This window comes from Frigidibacter sp. (genome assembly GCF_030695035.1).
Taxonomy (GTDB): domain Bacteria; phylum Pseudomonadota; class Alphaproteobacteria; order Rhodobacterales; family Rhodobacteraceae; genus Frigidibacter.
Map to the genome: position 1 here is coordinate 13,462 of NZ_JAUYTT010000001.1, position 24,087 is coordinate 37,548.

Annotated in this window: 20 protein-coding genes; 11 read left to right on the plus strand and 9 right to left on the minus strand. The window is 67.3% G+C overall.

The annotated features are described in order from the left end of the window. The first annotated feature begins 25 nt into the window (after positions 1 to 25). The 7 genes from Q8S30_RS00065 to Q8S30_RS00095 are packed head-to-tail and all read left to right on the plus strand — an operon-like array spanning position 26 to position 7,632. Positions 26 to 1,804, plus strand: a complete 1,779-nt coding sequence (locus Q8S30_RS00065) for an acyl-CoA dehydrogenase C-terminal domain-containing protein (protein ID WP_305664006.1) — start codon at positions 26 to 28, stop codon at positions 1,802 to 1,804. Between the two features lie 37 nt (positions 1,805 to 1,841). Then, positions 1,842 to 2,294 carry a GFA family protein gene (locus Q8S30_RS00070; protein WP_305664007.1) on the plus strand — a complete coding sequence of 151 codons (453 nt, stop codon included), beginning with the start codon at positions 1,842 to 1,844 and terminating at the stop codon, positions 2,292 to 2,294. Then, positions 2,294 to 2,503, plus strand: a complete 210-nt coding sequence (locus Q8S30_RS00075) for a hypothetical protein (RefSeq protein WP_305664008.1) — start codon at positions 2,294 to 2,296, stop codon at positions 2,501 to 2,503. The genes Q8S30_RS00070 and Q8S30_RS00075 overlap by 1 nt, the downstream gene beginning before the upstream one ends. Positions 2,504 to 2,530: 27 nt before the next feature. After that, entirely contained in the window at positions 2,531 to 3,166 is a 636-nt protein-coding gene (locus tag Q8S30_RS00080) for a glutathione S-transferase family protein (protein WP_305664009.1), read from the plus strand. A 41-nt stretch (positions 3,167 to 3,207) separates the two neighbouring features. Next, positions 3,208 to 4,419 (plus strand): acetyl-CoA C-acetyltransferase, encoded by a 1,212-nt coding sequence (locus tag Q8S30_RS00085; protein ID WP_305664010.1) that lies wholly within the window; start codon positions 3,208 to 3,210, stop codon positions 4,417 to 4,419. Positions 4,420 to 4,453: 34 nt separating this feature from the next. Continuing rightward, entirely contained in the window at positions 4,454 to 5,431 is a 978-nt protein-coding gene (locus Q8S30_RS00090; RefSeq protein ID WP_305664011.1) for a cupin domain-containing protein, read from the plus strand. Next, positions 5,428 to 7,632, plus strand: coding sequence for a 3-hydroxyacyl-CoA dehydrogenase NAD-binding domain-containing protein (locus Q8S30_RS00095; RefSeq protein WP_305664012.1), 2,205 nt, complete (start codon positions 5,428 to 5,430; stop codon positions 7,630 to 7,632). Before Q8S30_RS00090 ends, Q8S30_RS00095 begins: the two co-directional genes overlap by 4 nt. 32 nt (positions 7,633 to 7,664) lie before the next feature. On the opposite strand, the gene Q8S30_RS00100 is transcribed toward Q8S30_RS00095, so the two are convergent. After that, positions 7,665 to 8,312, minus strand: a complete 648-nt coding sequence (locus tag Q8S30_RS00100; RefSeq protein ID WP_305664013.1) for a Type II secretory pathway, pullulanase PulA — start codon at positions 8,310 to 8,312, stop codon at positions 7,665 to 7,667. A 51-nt stretch (positions 8,313 to 8,363) separates the two neighbouring features. After that, positions 8,364 to 9,290 carry a DMT family transporter gene (locus Q8S30_RS00105; RefSeq protein ID WP_305664014.1) on the minus strand — a complete coding sequence of 309 codons (927 nt, stop codon included), beginning with the start codon at positions 9,288 to 9,290 and terminating at the stop codon, positions 8,364 to 8,366. Between the two features lie 106 nt (positions 9,291 to 9,396). Here Q8S30_RS00105 and Q8S30_RS00110 point away from each other — a divergent pair, with 106 nt between their 5' ends. Then, on the plus strand, positions 9,397 to 11,022 hold the full coding sequence (locus tag Q8S30_RS00110) for an AMP-binding protein (RefSeq protein ID WP_305664015.1): 1,626 nt from the start codon (positions 9,397 to 9,399) through the stop codon (positions 11,020 to 11,022). A 142-nt stretch (positions 11,023 to 11,164) separates the two neighbouring features. Continuing rightward, complete coding sequence (locus Q8S30_RS00115; RefSeq protein ID WP_305664016.1) at positions 11,165 to 12,190, plus strand: hypothetical protein; 1,026 nt, start codon at positions 11,165 to 11,167, stop codon at positions 12,188 to 12,190. 120 nt (positions 12,191 to 12,310) lie between these two features. Here Q8S30_RS00115 and Q8S30_RS00120 read toward each other — a convergent pair whose 3' ends face one another. From Q8S30_RS00120 to Q8S30_RS00145, 6 genes are all read right to left on the minus strand, one after another. Next, positions 12,311 to 13,432, minus strand: coding sequence for an SPOR domain-containing protein (locus tag Q8S30_RS00120; protein WP_305664017.1), 1,122 nt, complete (start codon positions 13,430 to 13,432; stop codon positions 12,311 to 12,313). A 102-nt stretch (positions 13,433 to 13,534) separates the two neighbouring features. Continuing rightward, positions 13,535 to 14,167 carry a uracil phosphoribosyltransferase gene (gene upp, locus Q8S30_RS00125; protein WP_305664018.1) on the minus strand — a complete coding sequence of 211 codons (633 nt, stop codon included), beginning with the start codon at positions 14,165 to 14,167 and terminating at the stop codon, positions 13,535 to 13,537. Continuing rightward, on the minus strand, positions 14,160 to 15,152 hold the full coding sequence (locus Q8S30_RS00130; protein ID WP_305664019.1) for an adenosine deaminase: 993 nt from the start codon (positions 15,150 to 15,152) through the stop codon (positions 14,160 to 14,162). The genes upp and Q8S30_RS00130 overlap by 8 nt, the downstream gene beginning before the upstream one ends. Then, the gene (locus tag Q8S30_RS00135) at positions 15,149 to 16,384 is read right to left on the minus strand and encodes a phosphopentomutase (protein WP_305664020.1); all 1,236 of its coding nucleotides are present in this window, start codon (positions 16,382 to 16,384) and stop codon (positions 15,149 to 15,151) included. Before Q8S30_RS00135 ends, Q8S30_RS00130 begins: the two co-directional genes overlap by 4 nt. Then, positions 16,385 to 17,692 carry a thymidine phosphorylase gene (locus tag Q8S30_RS00140; protein WP_305664021.1) on the minus strand — a complete coding sequence of 436 codons (1,308 nt, stop codon included), beginning with the start codon at positions 17,690 to 17,692 and terminating at the stop codon, positions 16,385 to 16,387. Continuing rightward, positions 17,692 to 18,093, minus strand: coding sequence for a cytidine deaminase (locus Q8S30_RS00145; protein WP_305664022.1), 402 nt, complete (start codon positions 18,091 to 18,093; stop codon positions 17,692 to 17,694). The genes Q8S30_RS00140 and Q8S30_RS00145 overlap by 1 nt, the downstream gene beginning before the upstream one ends. A gap of 523 nt (positions 18,094 to 18,616) precedes the next feature. Here Q8S30_RS00145 and Q8S30_RS00150 point away from each other — a divergent pair. After that, positions 18,617 to 20,866, plus strand: a complete 2,250-nt coding sequence (locus tag Q8S30_RS00150; RefSeq protein ID WP_305664185.1) for an NADP-dependent malic enzyme — start codon at positions 18,617 to 18,619, stop codon at positions 20,864 to 20,866. Between the two features lie 46 nt (positions 20,867 to 20,912). Here the strand turns inward: Q8S30_RS00150 and Q8S30_RS00155 are convergent, their stop codons facing one another. After that, positions 20,913 to 21,749, minus strand: a complete 837-nt coding sequence (locus tag Q8S30_RS00155; protein ID WP_305664023.1) for a hypothetical protein — start codon at positions 21,747 to 21,749, stop codon at positions 20,913 to 20,915. A gap of 288 nt (positions 21,750 to 22,037) precedes the next feature. Between Q8S30_RS00155 and Q8S30_RS00160 the strand changes: the two genes are divergently transcribed. Continuing rightward, positions 22,038 to 23,933: a propionyl-CoA synthetase gene (locus tag Q8S30_RS00160; protein WP_305664024.1), complete on the plus strand. Its 1,896-nt coding sequence runs from the start codon at positions 22,038 to 22,040 to the stop codon at positions 23,931 to 23,933. Positions 23,934 to 24,087: the final 154 nt, after the last annotated feature.

Consider the following 24,087-nt stretch of genomic DNA (forward strand, 5'->3'; position numbering starts at 1 on the left):
GGGATACGAACTAGGGAGGAAGACCATGCCAAGCTACATCGCCCCCACGAAGGACATGCAATTCGTTCTTCATGACGTGCTCAAAGTCACCGAAACCGGCGTGCCGGGCTATGACGAGCTGGAGCGCGACTTCACCGAAGCGGTGCTCGATGCCGCCGGCAAGGTCTCGACCGAGGTTCTGGCCCCGCTGAATACGGTCGGCGACCAGGTCGGCTGCGTGATGGACAACGGCGTGGTCCGCACCCCCGAGGGCTTCAAGGCCGCCTTCGCCGCGATGAAAGACGGCGGCTGGACGGCGCTGGACTGCGATCCCGAATATGGCGGGCAGGGCATGCCCTATGTGCTGGCAACGGCGGTGGGCGAGATGTTCGTGTCGGCCAACATGGCCTTCAACATGTATCAGGGCCTGACCCATGGCGCCTATTCCGCGATTCACGCCCACGGCACCGCCGAGCAGAAGCAGACCTACCTGCCCAAGATGGTCAGCTGCGACTGGACCGGCACCATGAACCTGACCGAACCGCATTGCGGCACCGATCTGGGCATGATGCGCACCAAGGCCGAACCGCAGGACGATGGCAGCTACAAGATCACCGGCCAGAAGATCTTCATCTCGGCCGGCGAGCATGATCTGGCCGACAACATCATCCATCTGGTGCTCGCCAAGGCCCCCGGCGGCGGTGAGGGCACCAAGGGCATCTCGCTGTTCATCGTGCCGAAGGTTCTGGTGAACGACGATGGCAGCCTCGGCGCCCGCAACGCGGTCAGCTGCGGCAAGATCGAAGAGAAGATGGGCATCCACGGCAACTCCACCTGCGTCATGAACTATGACGGCGCGACCGGCTGGCTGCTTGGCGATCTGCACAAGGGCATGCGCGCGATGTTCACCATGATGAACGAGGCGCGCCTGGGGGTTGGACTGCAAGGCTATGCCGTGGGCGAGGCCGCCTATCAGAACGCGGTGATCTATGCCAAGGACCGCCTGCAGGGCCGTGCCGTCACCGGCGCCGAAAACCCCTCGGGCCCCGCCGATCCGCTGATCGTGCATCCCGATATCCGCCGGATGCTGATGGACCAGAAATCCTTCCTCGAAGGCGCCCGCGCCTTCACCTTCTGGGGCGCGCATCTGATCGACTGCAGCCGCCGGTCCGATGATGCCGCAGCCGAGGGCATGGTCTCGCTGATCACCCCGGTGCTGAAGGGTTTCCTCACAGACAAGGGGTTCGAGACCGCGATCACCGCCCAGCAAGTCTATGGCGGGCATGGTTACATCGAAGAATGGGGCATGTCGCAATTCGCCCGCGACGCCCGCATCGCCATGATCTACGAAGGCGCCAACGGCATTCAGGCGCTGGACCTCGTCGGCCGCAAGCTGGCGCAGGATGGCGGCAAGCATGTCATGGCCTTCTTCGAGATGGTGAAGACCTTCCTCAAGGAGAACGAGGGCGATGCCGCGCTGAAAGAGGGCTTCCTCGATCCGCTGAAAGCCGCCTCCAAGGATCTGCAATCGGCCGCGATGTTCTTCATGCAGAACGGCATGAAAAACCCCAACGCCGCGCTGGCAGGTTCGTATGACTTCATGCACCTCTTCGGCCATGTCTGCCTTGGCTTCATGTGGGCCCGGATGGGCAAGGCCGCGATGGCGGCCCTCGAAGGCGGTGCCAGCGACACAGCGTTCTATGAGACGAAGATCGCCACGGGCCGCTACTACATGGCCCGGCAACTGCCGATGACCGCCACCCACCTCGCCCGCATCCAGTCGGGCGCGGACCCGGTGATGGCGCTGCCGGCCGAGGCGTTCTAGGCTCGGGGCAACGGGCGCGGCAGCGGAGGAGAGGACGATGGCCGAAGCAGAGGACAACTGGAGCGAAACACCGGCAGCCATGGGCGGCTGCCAGTGCGGCACGGTGCGCTACCGCATCGCTGCCGGCCCCACCCGCGCCTCGGTCTGCCATTGCCGGATGTGCCAGCGTCAGGTCGGCGGCCCCTATGCCGCCTTCCTGAAACTGGCCGCCAGCCAGGTCACATGGCTGTCAGAGCCTGCCTGGTTCGCCTCCTCCGACATCGCCGAGCGCGGCTTCTGTCAGGCGTGCGGCACGCCGCTGGCCTTCCGCGACTTCGGATCGGAGTGGATCGAGATCACCGCAGGCAGCCTGCCCGCGGGTTTCCCCTTCGCCCCGACCGTGCAGTTCGGCATCGAAAGCCGGCACGGCTGGATCGACCATCTGGCCGCCCTGCCCGGCGAGGAAACCACCGAACAGCCGGTCAGCCACCAGTCGCAGGACGGTGCCTGATGCCCAAGCGCCTGCGCCTCACCCGCCGGTTCCCGGTCGCGCTGACCGAGGATGCCTACCGCAAGCTGAAACGCTTCAGCGACGATGCCGGCCTCACCCACGATCAGGCGCTGATCTTCCTGTTCGAGAATTTCGGCTCTGTCACCGACGAGTCGAACCTGACCCACCGGCTGCGGCTGTTCAAGGCCGAGCTTGAGACCACGGACTGACCCCCACCGCTGGCGAAAGGGACCATCATGACCGCGAAACTGTACTGCATGGGCGAAAGCGGCAATGCCTACAAGGCCGCCCTGACGATGACGCTGGCGGGCTTCGACTGGGAGCCGGTCTTCGTGGATTTCTTCAACGGCGGCGCCCGCACGCCCGAGTTTCTGGCGATCAACCCGATGGGCGAGGTGCCGGTGCTGGTGGACGGGGATCAGACCCTGACCCAATCGGGCGTGATCCAGTATCACGCCGCCGAAAAGACCGGCCGCTTTCAGGGCGAGACCGCGGCGGACCGCGCCGAGGTGCTGCGCTGGATACTGTGGGACAATCACAAGATGTCCTCGCAGAACGGCCCGCTGCGCTTCATGATGAACTTCCTGCCCGAAGAGAAGCGCCCGGCCGAGGCCATCGCCTGGCTCGGCGGCCGCGCCAAGGCCGCGTGGAAGACGCTCGACACCCATCTGGAAGGCCGCGACTGGATCGTCGGTCAAGCCCCCACGATCGCCGACTTCGCCTGCTGCGGCTATCTCTATTACCCCGAACCCTTCGGCTTTGCCCGCGCGGACTGGCCGAATATCGACCGCTGGCTGGACGGCATCGCCGCCCTGCCCGGCTGGAAACACCCCTATGACATGATGCCGGGCCATCCGTCCGACCGGGCTTAAGCCTGCGGACACCCCCGCCCAAGACGACCGAGGAGGATACCATGACCGAAGCCTATATCTACGATGCCGCCCGCACCCCGCGCGGCAAGGGCCGCCCCGATGGCGCGCTGCATGAAGTGACCTCGGTGGCGCTGTCCGCCCGGCTGCTGAACGCGGTCAAGGACCGCAACGGCCTGCAGGGCGCCGCGGTCGAGGATGTGATCTGGGGCAACGTCACGCAAGTCGGCGAGCAGGGCGGCTGCCTTGCCCGCTCGGCCGTGCTGATGTCGGACCTTGACGAAGGCATCCCCGGCCTTGCCATCAACCGCTTCTGCGCCAGCGGCATGGAGGCGGTGAACCTTGCCGCCAATCAGGTCAAGGCCGGCGCCGGCATGGGCTATATCGCCGGCGGGGTCGAGATGATGGGCCGCGTCGCCATGGGCTCGGACGGGGCCGCCATCGCCGTCGATCCGACGCTGGCGATGAAGACCTATTTCGTGCCGCAGGGCATTTCGGCCGATATCATCGCGACCCAATATGGCTTCAGCCGTACCGATGCCGATGCGCTGGCCGTGGAATCGCAGCGCCGCGCCGCCGAGGCTTGGGCCGACAACCGTTTCGCCAAATCCATCGTCCCGGTCCGCGACCAGAACGGCGTCATCATCCTTGGCACCGACGAATACATGCGCCCCGGCACCGACATGCAAAGCCTTGGCGCGCTGAAGGCCAGCTTCAAGGACATGGGCGAATCCATGCCCGGCTTCGACAAGATCGCGCTGATGAAATACCCGCATCTGGAGCGGATCGAGCATATCCACCATGCCGGCAACTCGTCCGGCATCGTCGATGGCGCCGCCGCCGTGCTGATCGGCAACAAGGAGTTCGGCGAGAAATGGGGCCTCAAACCCCGCGCCCGCATCCGCGCCACTGCCAAGATCGGCACTGACCCCACCATCATGCTCACCGGCCCCGTGCCCGTCACCGAAAAGATCCTGCGCGAGTCCGGCATGTCGATCTCGGACATCGACCTTTTCGAGGTGAACGAGGCCTTTGCCGCCGTGGTCCTGCGCTTCATGCAGGCCTTCGACGTCGATGCCTCCAAGGTCAACGTCAACGGCGGCTCCATCGCCATGGGCCACCCGCTTGGCGCCACCGGCGCGATCATCATCGGCACCATGCTGGACGAGCTGGAGCGCCGCGGCCTCGGCACGGCGCTTGCCACGCTCTGCATCGCCAGCGGCATGGGCGCGGCCACCATCATCGAGCGGGTGTGATGCAACACACCCCGATCAGCCGGGAGGTGTCGCGGTGAAGGTTGACCGCGCCAGCCTGCTGCCGGAACGCTCCTTCGAAGGGGCGCGGACGCTGCATCTGTCGGATGCGGGCGGGCTGACGCAGTTCGGCTGCAACCTGCAGATCCTTCCCCCGGGCGCGCGCTCGTCCGAACGGCACTGGCACGCCTCCGAGGATGAGGCGCTGTTCATCCTGTCGGGCAGCGCCACGGTGATCGACGATGATGGCGAGCATCTGCTGGCCGAGGGCGATGCCGCCGTCTGGCGGCGGGGCGATCCGAACGCGCATCACCTGCGCAACGATGGGACCGCGCCCTGCCGCTACATCGTCATCGGCGCGCGGGTGGCGGGGGATGTCTGCACCTATCCCGACCTCGGCCACCGGCAGGTGAACGGGGCAAGCGACTGGCGGGTCGAAGACGCAGCAGGCACCCGCCTGCGCGGCGGTGACCTCCCCCCGCGCCTGCTGAACCTCGCCCCCGACTGGGGTGCGCCCCTCGATGCGGGCCTCACCCCGCAGCGTATCCAGCGCGCCGGCGCCCGGGTGTGGGAGACGGAAGCCGCTTGGGAACACCCCATCCTCGGCGGCGGCCTCGGCCCCTACAGCCACTGCATCCTCGGCGATCCCGGCGGGCTGACCCAGTTCGGGGTGCATCTCGAACTGCTGCCCCCCGGCTCGCACTCTTCCTTCCGGCACTGGCACGAGGCGGAAGACGAGATGGTCTACCTGCTGGACGGCGAGGTGGTGCTGATCGAGGATGAGGAAACCCTCCTCCATCCCGGCGATGCCGCCTGCTGGCCCGCGGGCCACCCTGTCGGCCATTGCCTTGAAAACCGCAGCAGGCAGGACGCCTGCTACCTGACCATCGGCACGCGCAAGCAGACCGATGTCATCCACTACCCAGATCACGACCTGATTACCCAAAAGGACGGCCCCGCGCGCAGCTACCTGCACCGCGACGGCACGCCCCACCGCAAGGGAGAGAGCACATGACCGATTTCACCTACAGCCTCGGCGACGACGGTGTCGCCATCATCACCTGGGACGTTTCCGGCAAGTCGATGAACGTGATGTCGCTGGCCGGCTTTGCCGAGCTTGACGGACATATCGACACCGCGCTGGCCGACAGCGCCGTCAAGGGCGTGGTCATCACCTCGGCCAAGAAGGACTTCGCCGGCGGGATGGACCTGAACGTCATCGCCCGGATGCGCGAGGATGCAGGCGCCGAGCCGGCCCGCGGCCTTTTCGAAGGCGTCATGATGATGCACGGCGTGCTGCGCAAGATCGAGCGTGCAGGGATGGACCCCAAGACGCTCAAGGGCGGCAAGCCGATTGCAGCTGCCCTGCCCGGCACCGCGCTTGGGATCGGGCTGGAGCTGCCGCTGGCCTGCCACCGCATCTTCGCCGCCGACAATCCCAAGGCCAAGATCGGCCTGCCCGAGATCATGATCGGCATCTTCCCCGGCGCCGGCGGCACCACCCGGCTGGCCCGCAAGCTGGGCGCGATGGTGGCGGCCCCCTTCCTGCTGGAAGGCAAGCTGTCCGACCCCAAATCCGCCAAGAATGCCGGCCTGATCGATGAGGTCGTGCCCGCCGAAGACCTGCTGGCCCGCGCGAAAGAGTGGGTGCTGTCCGCCAAGGACGCCGATATCGTCAAGCCCTGGGATGCCAAGGGCTACAAGATGCCCGGCGGTGCCCCCTATCACCCCGCCGGCTTCATGACCTTTGTCGGTGCCAGCGCCATGGTCAACGGCAAGACCCAAGGCGTCTTCCCGGCCGCCAAGGCGCTGCTGGCCGCGGTCTATGAAGGCGCGCTGGTGCCCTTCGACACCGCGCTGAAGATCGAGGCGCGCTGGTTCACCAACGTGATGCTGAACCCCTCGTCTTCCGCGATGATCCGCAGCCTCTTCATCAACAAGGAAGCGCTGGAGAAGGGCGCCAACCGCCCCGCCGTGCCCGACCAGACCGTGAAGAAGCTCGGCGTCCTCGGCGCCGGGATGATGGGCGCGGGCATCGCCTATGTCGCGGCCAATGCCGGGATCGAGGTTGTGCTGATCGACGCCGCGCAAGAGGCCGCCGACCGCGGCAAGGCCCATGCCGAGGGCATCCTTGCCAAGGGCATGAAGCGCGGCAAGGTCAGCGCCGACAAGATGGCCGAGGCACTGGGCCGCATCACCGCCACCACCGATTACGCCTTGCTGGACGGTGCCGACCTGATCGTCGAGGCGGTGTTCGAGGACCCGAAGGTCAAGGCCGGCGTCACCGCGCAGGCCGAGGCGGTGATCCCCGCCACCGCCGTCTTCGCCACCAACACCTCCACCCTGCCGATCAGCGACCTGGCGAAGGCCTCTGCCCGGCCCGCCAACTTCATCGGCATCCACTTCTTCAGCCCGGTGGACAAGATGATGCTGGTGGAGATCATCCGCGGCAAGGAGACCGGCGACATTGCCGTCGCCAAGGCGCTGGATTTCGTCCGCCAGATCCGCAAGACCCCCATCGTGGTCAACGACGCGCGCTTCTTCTACGCCAACCGCTGCATCATTCCCTACATCAACGAGGGCATCCGCATGGTCTCGGAAGGCGTCGCCCCGGCGCTGGTGGAGAATGCCGCGCGCCTTGTCGGGATGCCGCTTGGCCCGCTGCAACTGGTGGACGAGACCTCGATCGACCTCGGCGTGAAGATCGCCAAGGCCACCCGCGCCGCGATGGGCGACGCCTATCCCGACGGCGCGGTGGACGAGGTTCTCTTCGCGCTGGCCGACCAAGGCCGTCTGGGGCGCAAGTCGAACTCCGGCTTCTACGCCTATGACGACAAGGGCAGCCGCCTCGGCCTCTGGTCCGGCCTCGCCGAGGCCTACCCGGTCTCGGACACCCAGCCCGAGCTGACCGAGGTTCAGCACCGCCTGCTCTTCGCGCAGGTGCTGGAGGCGGTCCGCGCGCTGGAAGACGGCGTGCTGACCGACATCCGCGAAGGCGATGTCGGCGCGATCCTCGGCTGGGGCTTCGCGCCGTGGTCCGGCGGGCCTTTCTCCTGGCTCGACATCATGGGGGCCGAGCGGGCGGTAGAGATCTGCGACCGGCTGACCGCTACCTTTGGCGAGCGGTTCAAAACCCCGGCGCTGCTGCGCGAGATGGCCGCGAAGGGTGAAACCTTCTACGGCCGCTTCGCCGCCGCCCCCGCCAAGGCAGCCTGAGCCAAAGGCCGGCGCCCCCCGGGGGCGCCGGCCTACGGATCGAACCGATACCCGAACCGCGCGATGTCCTCCGCCGCCACCTCCGCCAGCAGCTCCGCGTCCGCCGCGCTGAAATAGGGCCGCCAGTCGCGCCCCCTCTCGGACGCATTGGCCCGCCCCACCGGCCCCAGCCGCAGGTCCAGCAGCGCCTCAAGCTGCGGCAGATCCTCCTCCAGCCGCTCCAGCCGCAGGAACAGATCGCAGCGCTCCACCCCGCCCGCGTCCCGCACATAGCTACCATAGGGCGACGCCGTCAGCGAAATCCGCGTCACCTTATGGTTCAGGAACCCGCTGAAGTCGGTGACCTTCGCCAGCGCCACCGCCGGATGCGCAAAGCCCTGCCCGCGCAGCCAATGGTAATAACTCACCACCCGATCCCAGGGATTGCGCACCAGCGTGAACACCCGCAGCGCCTCGTCGGCGCTCACCAGCCCGTCGATATCCGCCAGCGTCGAGTGCTTCCACAGCCGCCCCGCCGCCGTCAGCCCCTTCAGCCGCCCGCGCCGTGCCCGCGCCTTGGGCGTGTCGCCGATCAGGATATCGTCCTTCATCGCCCGCGCCTCCAGCGCCAGCGACAAAGCGGTGCCGCCGGTCTTGGGGATATGCACGAAGATGTAGCGCCGCCCGCGCGAGATGATCATGGCCGCCTCCAGCTCCCGCGCAAGATCACCCCTCGCACAACCGCGCGCAAGTCACCCCTTCCTGCGCAGCGCGATCAGCATCCCCGCCGCCACGATCAGCGCAATCCCCAGCAGCGCCCGGCCGCCCAGCATCTCGCCCCACAGGAACCAGCTCCAGAACGCCGCGCAGGGCAGGATGGTGTATTCGAACACCGCCGCCCGGCTCGCCTCGGCCATCTGGTAGCCCTTGACCATCATCACGATGCCCAGCAGCGACCCCGCCGCCTGCACGAAGGTCCAGCCCATGAAACTGGCCGAGGGCCAGACCCAGCCCCGCAGCACGAAGCCCGCCGTGCCGCCCGGCACCTCGGGCGCGGCCAGCGCCAGCACTGCCATGCCGAGGGCGCCGTAGATCCCCAGCACCCCGAAGAACCCCGCCACCAGCGTCTCGGCGCTCTCGCCCGCGCACCAGCGGCGGGTGGCGATATTGCCAAGCGCATAAAGGAACCCGCCAATCACCGGCGCGATCAGCACAGGCGACAGGCTGCCCTCGCCCGGGTCCAGCACCATCAGCGTGCCCAGAAACCCCAGCGCGACGGCCATGATCCGGAACGGCCCGATCCGCTCGCCAAAGGCAAAGCGCGACAGCAGCAGCACGAAGATCGGCGCCGTGAACAGGCCCGCCGCCACCACCGCCACCGGCAGGAAGGCGAGGCTGCCGAAGTAGAACAGCATCGCCGTGCCATGCACGAGGCTCCGCGCCGCCACCGCCCGCGGGTTGCGGGGCCAGAGCCGCAGCCCCAGCAAAGGCGCCGCGACGGCAAACAGCGTCAGCGCCATGACCGAGCGCGTGGCATGGAACTGCCAAAGCCCGCCCTGCTCGGCGATCACCCGCACGAAATTGTCGGTGAAGCCGATGATGACCGCATAGATCAGGATCGCGCCCGCCGCCGCCAGCGTGCGGTTGCCCGCCGCCGTACCCGCCACCCTCTCGCTCATACCCTGCCCCTCAAGTCCTTGCTTTCCTTCAACCCTGCGCCGCGCCAATATGCGCGCCTGAAAGCGACATTCGGGGCGCGCCCGCAACGACGGGCAGGAGGACGATATGGGCTGGCTGCCAGATGAAACCGGGCTGGAGAAATGCGCCGCGAACTTCGTGTCGCTGACGCCGCTGTCACATCTGGCGCGCGCCGCCGATGTCTTCGCGGACCGCAACGCGCTGGTCTATGGCGCCCGCCGCTGGACCTATGCCGAATATCACGCCCGCGTCTCGCGCCTCGCCTCCGCCCTTTCGGGGCGCGGCATCGTGCCCGGCGATGTGGTGGCGACGATCCTGCCCAATATCGCCGCGCAGGCCGAGGCGCATTTCGGCGTGCCCGCCTGCGGTGCGATCCTGAATGCCATCAACACGCGGCTGGATGTGGACACGGTGGCCTATATCCTCGGCCATGGCGGCGCGCGGCTGGTGCTGGTGGACAGCGCCTTCCTGCCGCTGGCCGAGGCGGCGATCAAGGCGATGAAAGGCGACCCGCCGCGCATCGTCGAGGTGGCCGATACCGCCGCCGGCTTCCCCGCCTCGGGGCACTATCTGGAATACGAGGAGCTTCTGGCCGAAGGCGACCCCGCCGCGCCTTGGATCCTGCCGGCCGATGAATGGGAGAGCCTCGCGCTCAACTACACGTCCGGCACCACCGGGCGGCCCAAGGGCGTGGTCTATCACCACCGCGGCGCCTACCTTTCCACCGTCCAGAACCTGATCTCCTGGCGCATGGTGCTCTACCCGGTCTACCTCACCATCGTGCCGATGTTCCACTGCAACGCCTGGACCCATCCCTGGATGATCCCGGCCCTTGGCGGCACGCTGGTCTGCTGCCGCGACATCACCGCCCGCGCGATCTATGACGCCATCGCCGATGAGGGCGTCACCCATTTCGGCGGCGCGCCGATCGTGCTCAACACCCTCGTCAACGCGAGGGCCGAGGATCGCCGTCCCTTCGGCCATATCGTCGAGGTTTTCACCGCCGGCGCCCCGCCGCCCGCAGCAACCCTCGCCGCCGTCGAACCGCTCGGCTTCAACGTCACGCAGGTCTATGGGCTGACCGAGGTCTATGGCCCCGCCACCGAATGCATCTGGAAGCCGGAATGGGACGGTATCGAAGGCGAGGCCCGCGCCGCGCTGAAGGCCCGCACCGGCGTGCTGATGCCGATGATGGACGCGATCACGGTCCACGACGACACCGGCACCGACATCCCCCGCGACGCGGCCCATCTGGGCGAGATCGCCATGCGCGGCAATGTGGTGATGAAGGGCTATTACAAGAACCCCGAAGCCACCGCCGAAGCCTTTGCCGGCGGCTACTTCCGCACCGGCGACATCGCCCTGCGGCACCCGGACGGCTACATCAAGATCACCGACCGTGCCAAGGACATCATCATCTCGGGCGGCGAGAACGTCTCCTCGGTCGAGGTCGAGGATGTACTGGCCCATCACCCTGCAGTGTCCCTCGCCTCGGTCGTCGCCAAGCCCGATGAGAAATGGGGCGAGGTGCCCTGCGCCTTCGTCGAGCTGAAACACGGCCAGCAGGTGACCGAGGCAGAGCTGATCGCCTTCGCCCGCGCGCGGCTGGCGGGCTTCAAGACCCCCAAGCATGTGGTGTTCTGCGAGCTGCCCAAAACCTCCACCGGCAAGATCCAGAAATTCGAGCTTCGCGCGGTGGCCAAGCTGCTATGAGGGCCCCCCTCTTGTCCATTTCCAACCTTTCGGCTGATGCGGTGGCAGGACAGCACCTGATTGCCCCGCCCGCCCCTGCCCGCTATGGTCGCCCAACGGACGCCCGGCCCGGCGCCCGCAGCGCAAAGGATGCGGGCGGCCGATGACGGCACTGACCGAATATCAACGGCTTGAATGCCCCGGGATCTGGCGCGAGGCCGCAGGCGCGCAGCGCCGCGAGGTGATCGTGGCGCTTGGCGATGCCACCGTCGTCATCTCCGACAGCCGCAGCGAACGCGCGCTGGCGCATTGGTCGCTGCCCGCCGTGCTGCGTCTCAATGCCGGCGAGATACCCGCGCTCTACGCCCCCGGCGACGAAGCTGGCGAGACGCTGGAGATTGACGAACCCGCGATGGTCGCCGCGCTGGAGAAGGTGCATTCCATCATCGAAGCCCGCCGCCCGCATCCCGGCCGGCTGCGAATGACGGTTCTGGGCAGCATCCTTGCCGGTGTCACCGCGCTTGGCGTCTTCTGGCTGCCCGGCGCGCTGGTTGGCCATACCGCCTCTGCCCTACCCTTCGCCAAGCGGCAGGAAATCGGCGTCGGCCTGCTGACCGACCTTGCCCGCGTCGGCGGCGCGTCCTGCGCCAGCCGCCTTGGCGACAGCGCCCTGTCGCAGCTCGCCACCAAGCTCTTCGGCACCGGCGCCACCCAGATCTTCGTGATGCGCGACGGCGTTGCCGATGCCGTCCACCTGCCCGGCCAGATCCTCGTGCTGAACCGCGCGCTGATCGAGGATCAGGACACGCCCGAGGTTGCCGCAGGCTATCTGCTGGCCGAACGGCTGCGCGCCGAAGACTCCGACCCTATGGTGCAGCTGCTGCAATGGGCGGGCCTGCGCGCCACCTTCCGGCTGCTGACCACCGGAAACCTGCCCGAGGACGCACTGACCGGCTATGCCGAGGTGCTGCTGACCACGCCCGATGCGCCGGTGGACGAGGCCGCACTGCTCTCGCGCTTTGCCGCCGCAGGTGTCGGATCGACCGCCTATGCCTATGCCGTCGATCCCAGCGGCGAGACCGTCCTGCCGCTGATCGAGGGCGACCCGCATCCCGGCGGCGCCACGGGCCGCGGCGCGGTGCTACCCGACGAGGCCTGGGTGGCGCTGCAGGGCATCTGCGGCGACTGATCCCCAAAGCGATTGGTCCAAAAAGGAACGCCGCCCTCCTTGCGGAAGGCGGCGCCGGTACTGCCCGATGTTCCCCCGGTTACCTCTCAGCGCAGCGGCCCCAAGCCGCGGCGCAAGTCTTCAGCGTACGTAAGCGTCGGCAAACCCTGCCCGCCGCGCCGCGCTCAGCGCTCCCGCCACGTCCGCCGGGGCAAGCGGCCCCAGCATCACGATCTGCAAGGCGCGCCCGCTTTTCTGGATCTTGCTGGTCGCCACCGGCAACCCGGTCGCCCGCAACCGCGCAGCCGTGGCCGCGGCATTTGCCGGCTCGCCGAAGGTGCCGACCTGCACATAGCGCCCGCTGGTCGCGGCAGGTTGCACAGCAGCCGCCCGAATTGGCGCGGCCCTGACCTGCGCCACGGGCTCTGACCTTGAGGACACCGTCACCTGCACGGGGGCCGGAGCCTGCACCACCCGCACCTGCTGCGGCGCAGCCTTCATCGGCACCTTGTCCGTCCAGACCTGCGCCATCTGCGCGTCGCCCGTCGGCGTGCCGACCCCGCGCATCGGGTTCAGCCGGTCATCCTTCCACGCGGGTTTGTAGCCCGGCGGCACCGTCACCGGCACCGCCTGCACAAAGCCCTGCGGCATCGCTGCAATCTGCGCCGCGGTGGCATAGGTCTTGGGGTATTCGCTCTGCGGCACGCAGCGGATCACGTGGCGGCCATCGGCCAGCATGAAGCGCTGCGCCACCGGCGAGCGGTTCGGGCAAGCGGTCTGCCCCACCGGCGCCGCGGCAATCGCCACGCCGCGCGGCTGCGCTACGGGGGCCGGAGCGCGAACAGGCGCCGGAGCCTGAGCCGCCATCACCCGCGCGCCGGCATAGCTGCGCGGATCGGGCCCGCCGGTCCGCACTGTGGCCGGCGCAGTGATCCGCGGCGGCGCTGTGGTCGTGGCAATGGTGTCCATCGGCCGGCCAACACGTCCGGCCGGGGCCACACGCGGGGCGGGGGCAGCGGCAATCACGGGGGCTGTAGGCGCAGAGCCGAAGGTCGGCCGCTGCCCGCAGATCACCGTGCGGTCGCGCGCCACCCGCGGCACCCAGGTCGTCTGACCGGCATAGCCGGCGCGCATGAACACGCAGCCGCTACTGTCGACATACTGGCTGCCGCCAAAGCTCGCAGGCGGAAACTCCGCCGGGCCGTCAATCTCGTCGAAGGTAACAGCGCCCGCAGACACGGCGCTGAAGGCGGCCGCGAGCATCGCAGCCGTTAGCAATTTCGCAACATTCATCTTCTTGACCCCCCCGGGTAAAGCAAGGCCAAGGATGCCGCATGCCGCGAATCATGTAAAGCGCTAATGGCCCTATTTTGTGCCGAACATGCGGTCGCCCGCATCCCCTAGCCCCGGCACAATATATCCATGGTCATTCAGGTGACTATCCACAGCTGCTGTGACGATCGGCACATCCGGATGCGCCTCTCTCATCCGCGCCACGCCTTCCGGCGCCGCCAGCAGGCACAGGAAGCGCAGGTTCTTCGCCCCCGCCTTCTTCAGCAGGTCGATGGCGGCGACCGAGGAGTTCCCCGTCGCCAGCATCGGATCGACCACGATCACCATCCGGTCCTCCAGCTCTGCCGGTACCTTGCAGTAATATTGCACCGGCTGCAGCGTTTCCGGGTCACGGTAGAGGCCAATGAACCCCACCCGCGCCGCCGGTACCAGTTCCAGAATGCCATCCAGCAGCCCGTTCCCGGCCCGCAGGATCGAGATCAGCGCCAGCTTCTTGCCGTCGAGGATCGGCGCCTCCATCGGCTCCAGCGGCGTGTCGATGGTGCAGGTGGTCATGTCCAGCTCGCGCGTCACCTCATAGGCCAGCAGCAGGCTGATCTCGCGCAGCAGCCGCCGGAAGCCCGCGGTCGAGGTATTCTTGTCGCGCAGCAGCGTCAGCTTGTGCTGCACCAGCGGGTGGCGGACGACGGTCAGGTGCTCAAGCATCCTTCTTCTCCAGTTTTTTCAAGATATTGGCTTTGGTGGCGGCATCGCAGAAAGCGGCCTCGGCAGCGGTGCGGGCAAGGTCTTCGAACACCGCCTCGTCCCAATCGAAGGCCTCAGCCAGCCGGTCATATTCGCGCACCATCGTGGTGTGAAAGAACGGCGGATCGTCGGTGGAGACGGTAACCTTCACCCCCCGCCGGTGCAATTCGCCAATCGGATGCTTGCGCCAGCCGGGGTAGAGGCCAAGCGCGAGGTTGGAGCCCGGGCAGACCTCCAGCACGATGCCGCGCTCCGCCAGTTCATCGACCAGCGCCATGTCCTCGATGGCGCGGACGCCGTGGCCGATCCGCTCCACCCCAAGATCGCGGATCGCCTCGCGCACGCTTTGCGGGCCCTCCCACTCGCCAGCATGGCAGGTCAGCCGCAACCCAGCCTCGCGAGCGCAGTCGAAGCTCCAGGCGAAGTCCTTGGGTTTGCAGATCTTTTCGTCGCCGCCAAGCCCAAGCCCCACGATGAACTCCCCCGCCGTCTCGGCCGCGCAGATCGCCGCCTCGCGCGCCTTTTCGGGGCCAAAGTGGCGGATCGGGGTGACGATGCCGCGCATGACGATGCCAAGCCCGCGCTCGGCCTCGGCGGCCGCATCCTGGATGGCGGCGAGGTGGTCGCGCCAGGCGGGAAGGTCGCGGGTGCCACAGAAGTCGGGCGAGAGGAAGATTTCCGTGTAGATGACCCCACTTGCAGCGCTTTCTTCAAGCACGGCGAGAGTCAGGCGGCGGTAGTCGTCGGGTGTTTGCAAAACGCTGGTCGCCGCCTCGTAGACTTTAAGAAACTGCCAGAAGTCCTTGAAAGCATAGGCACCTTTGGCATCGAAGATGCCCGAGATATCCATCTTCTTCTCGGCCGCCAGCCCGCGGATGAACGAGGGCGGCGCCGCGCCTTCCAGATGCAGGTGCAGCTCGACCTTGGGCAAGTCCTTGGGACTCATAGAAAACTCCTCCCCGGCCCCGCGGCCGGTATCCCCAGATGCGCCGCGATGCTGGCGGCCATATCCGTAAACGCCACCTGCCCCACCGGCCGCAAGCCCTTGCCCCAGCCGATCACCGGAACCCGCTCGCGCGTGTGGTCAGTGCCGGTCCAGGTGGGGTCGTTGCCATGATCGGCGGTGAAGATCACGAGGTCGCCGGGTTGCAGCCGTGCCAGAAACCGGCCCGCCACTGCGTCGAAGGTTTCCAGCGCCCGGGCATAGCCAGAGACGTCGCGGCGGTGGCCGTAGAGGCTGTCAAACTCCACAAAGTTGGCAAAGGTCAAGGAGCCGGGCTCTGCGTCGCCTGCCAAGGTCAGCAGGTGTTCGAAAAGGGCTGCATCATCCGCGCCCTTGCGCAGGTCCGACACGCCGCGCATCGAGAAGATGTCGCCGATCTTGCCGATCGCATGGGTCTGCCGTCCGGCGCCTGCGGCCCAGTCCAGCAGCGTCGGGGACGGTGGGGCAATGGCATAGTCATGCCGGTTGGCAGTCCGCCGGAAGCTGCCGGGCGCGCCGGTGAAGGGCCGCGCGATCACCCGGCCGATCTTCATGTCGTGCAGCCGGGGCGCGAGCGCGGCACACAGCGCCAGCAGCCGGTCCAGCCCGAACGCCTTTTCATGCGCCGCAATCTGGAACACGCTGTCGGCGGAGGTGTAGCAGATCGGCCAGCCGGTGCGGATATGCTGCTCCCCCAGCCGCGCGATGATGTCGGTGCCCGAAGCGTGGCAGTTGCCCAAGATGCCGTCGGTGCCGGCCAGCCGCGCGACCTCGGCGGTCAGGTCCGCCGGGAAGGCAGGCTCGGCATCGGGGAAATAGCTCCACTCCCACGGCACCGGCACGCCGGCGAGTTCCCAGTGGCCCGAGGGTGTGTCCTTGCCGCGCGACACCTCTGTCGCTGAGCCCCAGAGGCCCCGCGGGTCGGCATCAAGCCCGGGCGTGCCCGCCTCCGAGGCAAGCCGGATCGCCGCGCCGAGGCCGAGGCCGTCCAGCACCGGCAATCGCAGCGGGCCGCTGCGGCCTTCCTCGGCGCGGCCTTCGGAGCAGGCCGCAGCGATATGGGCCAGCGTATTGGCACCGGTATCGGGACGCGTGCCGTTGAAGAAGGCGCCCGCGTCGGGCGCGCCGCCGCAGCCGACGCTGTCCATGACGATCAGGAAGGCGCGCCCCGGAGCGGTGGCATCAGACGCCTGCACCTACCCGATCCTCTCATAGATCAGGTCGGGCTCATCCGGTTCGGTGTCGGCCAAAGTATAGGCGGCGCGGACGGCGGCGGCGGCGCGGTCGGCCTCGACCTCGCTCGCGGCATGGACCATGGCCAGCGGCAGGTCGGGCGAGACGCGCTCGCCGATCATCACCATCTCGGACAGGCCGACCGAGGGGTTGATACGGTCGCCGTTCTTCAGCCGCCCGCCCCCAAGCCGCACCACGGCCATGCCCAGAGCCTCGGCATCGACGATGGCGACAAAGCCGGCGCGTTCGGCGCGGACCTCACGCATCACCGGGGCGGCGGGCAGGCGGTCGGGGAAGCGTTCGACGAAATCCATCGGCCCGCCCAGAACCGCCACCATCTCGCCGAAGATCTCGGCGGCGCGGCCGGTCTCCAGCGCGTCGTCTATCTTCTGCGCGCCCTCATCGGCATCGGCAGCCAGCCCCGCCAGCGCCAGCGCCTCGCCGCCCAGCGCGGCGGTCAGATCCCACAGCGCCTGATTGACGGCGCTGCCGGTCAGGGTTTCCATCGCCTCCAGCACTTCCAGCGCGTTGCCGGCGCTGCAACCCAGCGGCTGGTTCATGTCGGTGATGAGGGCGGTGGTCATGCAGCCGGCGCCCTGCGCGGTGCTGACCAGCGATTGCGCCAGGGCCCGGGCCTGATCCATCGTCTTCATGAAGGCGCCCGAGCCGACCTTGACGTCGAGCACCAGCGCCTCCAGCCCCGCCGCGAGCTTCTTGGACAGGATCGAGGCGGTGATGAGGTCGATGCTTTCGACCGAGGCGGTCACGTCGCGGATCGCATAGAGCCGACGGTCGGCCGGGGCGATGTCGGCGCTGGCGCCGGTGATGATGCAGCGGGTGTCGCGCACCAGCTTTTGCAGCTCATCCACCGACAGGTCGGTGCGATAGCCCGGGATCGCCTCCAGCTTGTCCAGCGTACCGCCGGTATGGCCAAGGCCGCGGCCCGAGATCATCGGCACATAGCAGCCGCAGGCGGCCAGCGCCGGGGCCAGCAGCAGGGAAACGCTGTCGCCGAGGCCGCCGGTGGAGTGCTTGTCGACGACCGGGCCGGGCATGTCCCAGTGCAGCACCTGGCCGCTGTCACGCATGGCGCGGGTCAGGGCAACGCGGCCGGGCGCATCGAGGCCGTTGAGGCGGATAGCCATCGCAAAGGCCCCGGCCTGCGCGTCGGTCACCTCGCCCGAGGCGAGGGCGCGGGCGAACCAGTCGGCCTCTGCCGCGGTCAGGCCCTTGGCGTCACGCACCCGGGCCAGAACCTCGCGCGCATCCATCAATCGCGCCCTGCAAGCGTCATGTGATGCACGGTGAAGGAGCCGGGCAGCAGCGCGCCGATGGTGGTGGCGAACTGTTTGCCGGCGACGGTGGCCAGCGTCACCGGCACCTCATGGCGGCCGAACTCGGCGAGCTTCTGGCGGCAGCCGCCGCAGGGGGGCACGGGTTCGGGGCTGTCGGCGATCACGCAGACCTCGGTCAGCTCCGTCTCGCCCGCGGCGACCATGGCGGCGATGGCGCCGGCCTCGGCGCAGGTGCCTTCGGGGTAGGCGACATTCTCGACATTGCAGCCGACATAGACGGTGCCCGAGGCGGCGCGGATGGCGGCGCCGACCTTGAAGCGGGAATAGGGCACATAGGCATTCTCGCGCACATCGGTGGCGGCCTGAAGAAGCGACATCGGATCCTCCGGGTTGGGGTTGCGGCAAGACTGCGCTGCCGGGGCGGGCGATGCAAGCGGGAGGGGTGGGAAGGCGCGTCCTGCGCGGTCCCATTGGCGAAGGCCATCGCCTTCGCCATGCGCTGAGAGTGCATTTTGCACCGGACGGGCCCCCAAAGGGCCCGGCCAGCGCCCGCCCCGCCCCCGGCGGGCGCTTCTCGCCCGCCAGGTCGGGCGCTGTCCTCATACGGTCTCATGCTGTCAGCGGCTCCGGGTGACATGTCCCGCAGCGTGCGGGGGCGAGGCAGTGCCTCGCCTGTTCCCGCCCGGCCTCGCCGGATGGATCCGCGACAAATTGCTCCAAGCTTGCGCCGTTGCGTCAACCGGCGTATGCCGGGGCAGGCCCGGCGCGCGGGATAGTTCAAGGCTAAACGATCTTGGGGGAGGCCATCTGATGGACGACATGAACGAAGATGCAGCCCCGCAGGACGCGGTTCGGCTGGACGCGGTTCGGCAAGACGAGGCGCGGCAGGACAAGGCCCGCATGGACGCCCTGCGCTACCATGAGGAGCCCAAGCCCGGAAAGCTGGAGATCCGCGCGACGAAGCCCCTGGCCAATGGCCGCGACCTGAGCCTTGCCTACTCGCCCGGCGTTGCCGAAGCCTGCCTCGAGATCAAGGCCGACCCGTCCACTGCCGCCCGCTATACTTCGCGCGGCAATCTGGTGGCCGTCGTATCAAACGGCACCGCAGTGCTGGGCCTTGGCAATATCGGCCCGCTGGCCGCCAAGCCGGTGATGGAGGGCAAGGCCGTCCTCTTCAAGAAATTCGCCAATATCGACTGTTTCGACATCGAGCTGAACGAGATGGACCCGGTCAAGCTGGCGGATATCGTCTGCGCGATGGAGCCGTCCTTTGGCGCGATCAACCTTGAGGATATCAAGGCCCCCGACTGTTTCATCGTGGAAAAGCTGTGCCGCGAGCGGATGAACATCCCGGTCTTCCATGACGACCAGCACGGCACCGCCATCGTCGTCGGCGCGGCGGCGACCAATGCGCTGCATGTGTCGGGCAAGCGGTTCGAGGATATCAAGGTCGTCTCCACAGGCGGCGGCGCGGCGGGCATCGCCTGCCTCAACATGCTGCTGAAGCTGGGCGTGCGGCGCGAGAATGTGTGGCTGTGTGATCTGGCGGGGCTGGTCTATCACGGCCGTGAGGCGGACATGACCCCGCAGAAGGCCGAGTATGCGCAGGGAGACCAGCCGCTGGGCCTCGCCGATGTGATCGTCGGCGCCAACCTGTTCCTCGGCCTCTCCGGCCCCGGCGTGCTGAAGCCCGAGATGGTGGCGAGCATGGCGCCGCGGCCGATCGTCTTCGCGCTGGCGAACCCCACGCCCGAGATCCACCCCGATCTGGTGCGCAGTGTGGCGCCCGATGCGATCATCGCCACCGGCCGGTCGGATTACCCCAACCAGGTCAACAACGTGCTGTGCTTTCCGTTCATCTTCCGCGGCGCGCTGGATGTGGGGGCGACGCAGATCAACGACGCGATGCAGATCGCCTGTATCGAGGGCATCGCAGCCCTTGCCCGCGCTACGACCAGCGCCGAGGCGGCCGCCGCCTACCGGGGCGAGAAGCTGACCTTCGGCGCCGATTACCTGATCCCCAAGCCCTTCGATCCGCGGCTGATGGGCGTGGTTGCCAAGGCCGTCGCCAAGGCGGCGATGGAGACCGGCGTTGCGACACGGCCGATCGAGGATCTGGCCGCCTACAAGCGCAAGCTGGACAGTTCGGTCTTCCGCTCGGCCATGCTGATGCGCCCGGTCTTCGAGGCGGCGGCGACCGTCACCCGCCGCATCGTCTTTGCCGAGGGCGAGGATGAGCGGGTGCTGCGCGCCGCCAACGCGATGCTGGAGGAGACCACCGACAAGCCGATCCTGATCGGCCGCCCGGACGTGATCGCCATGCGCGCCGAACGCGCCGGCCTGCCGATCCGGCCCGAGCGGGATTTCGAGATCGTGAACCCCGAGAGTGACGGGCGCTACCGCGACTACTGGGAAACCTATCACGGGCTGATGGCCCGCCGCGGCGTCAGCCCCGACATTGCCCGCGCGGTGATGCGCACCAACACCACCGCCATCGGCGCGGTGATGGTGCATCGCGGCGAGGCCGACAGCCTGATCTGCGGCACCTTCGGGCAATATCTGTGGCATCTCAACTATGTCCGGCAGGTGCTGGCGCGGGGCGGTCTGCACCCCATCGGCGCGCTGAGCCTGATGATCCTCGAAGACGGGCCGCTGTTCATCGCCGATACCCATGTTCATTCGGAACCGACGCCCGAGCAGATCATGGAATGTGCCAAGGGCGCGGCGCGGCATGTCAAGCGCTTCGGCCTTGCGCCAAAAGTCGCGCTCTGCTCGCATTCGCAATTCGGCAACCTCGACAATTCCTCGGGCCGGCGGATGCGCGAGGCGCTGGAGCTGCTCGACGCGCATGAGGTGGATTTCGCCTATGAGGGCGAGATGCATGTCGATGCCGCGCTGGACCAGGGCCTGCGCGACCGCATCTTCCCGGGCGGGCGGTTTGACGGGCAGGCCAATGTGCTGATCTTCGGCAACAGCGATGCGGCCTCGGGCGTGCGCAACATCCTCAAGATGAAGGCCGGCGGGCTCGAGGTCGGGCCGATCCTGATGGGAATGGGCAACCGCGCCCATGTCGTCACCCAGTCGATCACCACGCGGGGGCTGTTGAACATGTCGGCGCTGGCGGGGACGCCGGTCGCGCATTACGGGTGAAGTTTAGCGAGGAGGCAGAGACGCGCCCACGGAGCGGGCCGTCTCCTCACGGACCGACCGCCGGGGGGGGCAATGCCGCTAGCGCGTGGATGAGTTGTAGTCCGGCCTTGTGGGCGGCGTATGCTTGGTCTCTTGTGGAGAGGGTCTCGCCGTAGCGAACCTCGGGCCGACACTCCACCTCTGCAATTAGTTGATTGAGGTCCAACCCCTCTATCGACTTTGCCAACTCTCCGTGCAGCTTTTCCAAGTCATGACCATGTCTCGGGTTTCCCACCCCGAGCAGCACGATCAAGCCTTTCATGAACTTCTCGCACATCTGAAGCGAGGCCCAGCGAGACTGGCCGAAGTTTGGGGTCTGCGCCGTCAGCAGCGCTACTGCAGTTGTCCAATCGGTTTCTGCTTCGATGAAAGACTGATTCAACTTGCGGAAGCGGTCGAATGCAGCGCGAACACCGTGCCCTAGGGCGAACTGGCGGTAGGCTTCCCGCCGGTCGGCATCGGTGAAGAACGCAAGCCTTGCGCCCGTCACATGCGTAAGACAGTCGCACGGATCAATGGAAACTCTGCCGTAGCTGAAAGGAATGAGCATTTCCCAAAGGTCGCCATGTGCGAATACCGCGACCTTGGCCGAGCGCTGCATGGGCAGGCGCTTGCCGTAAACCTCCCGGAACCAAGCATGAATCCTCTTGGGGTAGTCCGTCTTCGGAATGACCTCCCCGGGCTTAACAGGTGCAAGATCGAGAACGTAGGACTTGACGCCGAACCGCACAGAAAACTCTTTGACGGCGCGAACCGCGCGCATGTGAGGCGGCACCCCTTCCAACTTCAGTTTGTCGTCAATCTCGCGCAGAACTGGACTCAGGTCGTCGGGTATGTCGTTCATTGCCTACCTCGTCGATGCTGAGAGAACGTCGCGCGCGGAGAATCATCCGTCAAGACCGGGGCACCAAGCGGAGCACCTAGACGGCTTTGCATTTGCATCGACGATTTTGCAAAGTCGTCCACGACTTCCGGATAGCCAATTACGCGTTGCAGGCTTTGCAAAACTTCGCAGGCTCCGCAGGGCTAATTCTGCAAATTAGCCGCGCCCAATGGTCACTGTTGCCGGTAACATCGTTGCGTGAATGCCCCGCTCTGCCTAACTAAGCACACGCTGCGGAGGAGGCACACTATGGCATACCAAGACATCTATCAGGGCTGGCAATCCGATCCCGAGGGGTTCTGGATGCAGGCCGCCGAAGCGATCGACTGGACCCAAAAGCCTTCGAAGGCGCTGTTTGACGACAAGGCCCCGCTTTATGAGTGGTTCCGCGACGGGCAGGTCAACACCTGCTGGAACGCGGTGGACCGCCATGTGATTGCCGGGCGCGGCGAACAGCTGGCCATCATCCATGACAGCCCGGTCACCCATTCCACCAAGGGCATCACCTACCGCGAGCTGCAGGCGCGCGTTGCCAGCCTTGCCGGCGCCCTGCGCGCCAAGGGCGTGGAAAAGGGCGACCGCGTCATCATCTACATGCCGATGATCCCCGAAGCGCTGGAGGCGATGCTGGCCTGCGCCCGGCTGGGCGCCATCCATTCGGTCGTGTTCGGCGGCTTTGCCGCGCATGAGCTGGCCGTGAGGATCGACGATTGCCAGCCCAAGGCGATCATCGCCGCGTCTTGCGGGATCGAGCCGGGGCGGGTGGTGCATTACAAGCCGCTGGTGGACAGCGCCATCGAACTGGCCCACCACAAGCCCAGCTTCTGCGTGATCTTCCAGCGCGAGCAGGAGGTGGCCAAGCTGATCGAGGGCCGCGATTTCGCCTGGCACAGCTTCCAGTTCGGGGTGGAGCCGGCAGAGTGCGTGCCGGTCAGCGGCGATCATCCGGTCTATATCCTCTACACCTCTGGCACCACCGGCCAGCCCAAGGGCGTGGTGCGCCCGACCGGCGGCCATCTGGTGGCGCTGCAATGGTCGATGAAGAACATCTACAATATCGAGGCGGGGGATGTGTTCTGGGCCGCCTCGGATGTCGGCTGGGTCGTCGGGCACAGCTACATCTGCTACGGGCCGCTGATCGCCGGGGCCACCACAATCGTGTTCGAAGGCAAGCCGGTCGGCCCCCCCGATGCCGGCACCTTCTGGCGGGTGATCCAGAACCACAAGGTGAAGTCCTTCTTCACCGCCCCCACCGCCCTGCGCGCCATCAAGCGCGAGGATCCGGCCGGCATTCTGGCGCGCGACTACAACATGCGCACGCTCGGCGCGCTGTATCTGGCGGGCGAGCGGGCGGATCCCGACACCATCCTCTGGGCGCAGCAGATCCTCGGCCTGCCGGTGATCGACCACTGGTGGCAGACGGAAACCGGCTGGGCCATTGCCGCGAACCCGCTGGGGATCGAGGCGCTGCCGGTCAAGATCGGCTCGCCTTCGGTCGCCATGCCCGGCTATGACGTGCAGGTGCTGGATGAGGGCGGCCACCCGCTGCCCGCGGGCGAGCTGGGGGCCATCGCGGTGAAACTGCCGCTGCCGCCCGGCACCCTGCCGACGCTGTGGAATGCCGAGGAGCGGTTCCGCAAATCCTACCTGTCGCATTTCCCCGGCTACTATGAGACCGGGGATGCTGGCTACAAGGATGCCGATGGCTACCTTTACATCATGGCGCGCACGGATGACGTGATCAACGTCGCCGGCCATCGCCTGTCCACCGGCGCGATGGAAGAGGTGCTGGCGGGCCATCCCGACGTGGCCGAATGCGCAGTGATCGGGGTAGGGGATGCGCTGAAGGGCCAGCTGCCGATGGGCTTCCTGTGCCTGAACAAGGGCACCGAGAAGACGCCCGAGCAGGTGGTGAAGGATTGCGTCAAGCGCGTGCGCGACCAGATCGGCCCGGTCGCGGCCTTCAAGCTTGCTTGCGTCGTCGACCGCCTGCCCAAGACCCGCTCAGGCAAGATCCTGCGCGCGACGATGGTCAAGATCGCCGATGGCGAGGCGTGGAAGATGCCCGCCACCATCGACGATCCGGCGGTGCTGGACGAGATCGCGGTGGCGCTGAAGGCGCTTGGCTATCCCGGCCAAGCCTGACCTACCTGCAAACTGGGCCCCCGCGGGGGCCCAGTTTGCAGGTTGACGCTGCGGCAGGCAGAGCCCCTGCGCCCATTGCCAGCTTGGCGAAATGCCGGGGGTGGCGTAGAACAGCGGTATCATGCAACCTCGGCTTGTGCTCCCCCTCCGCCAA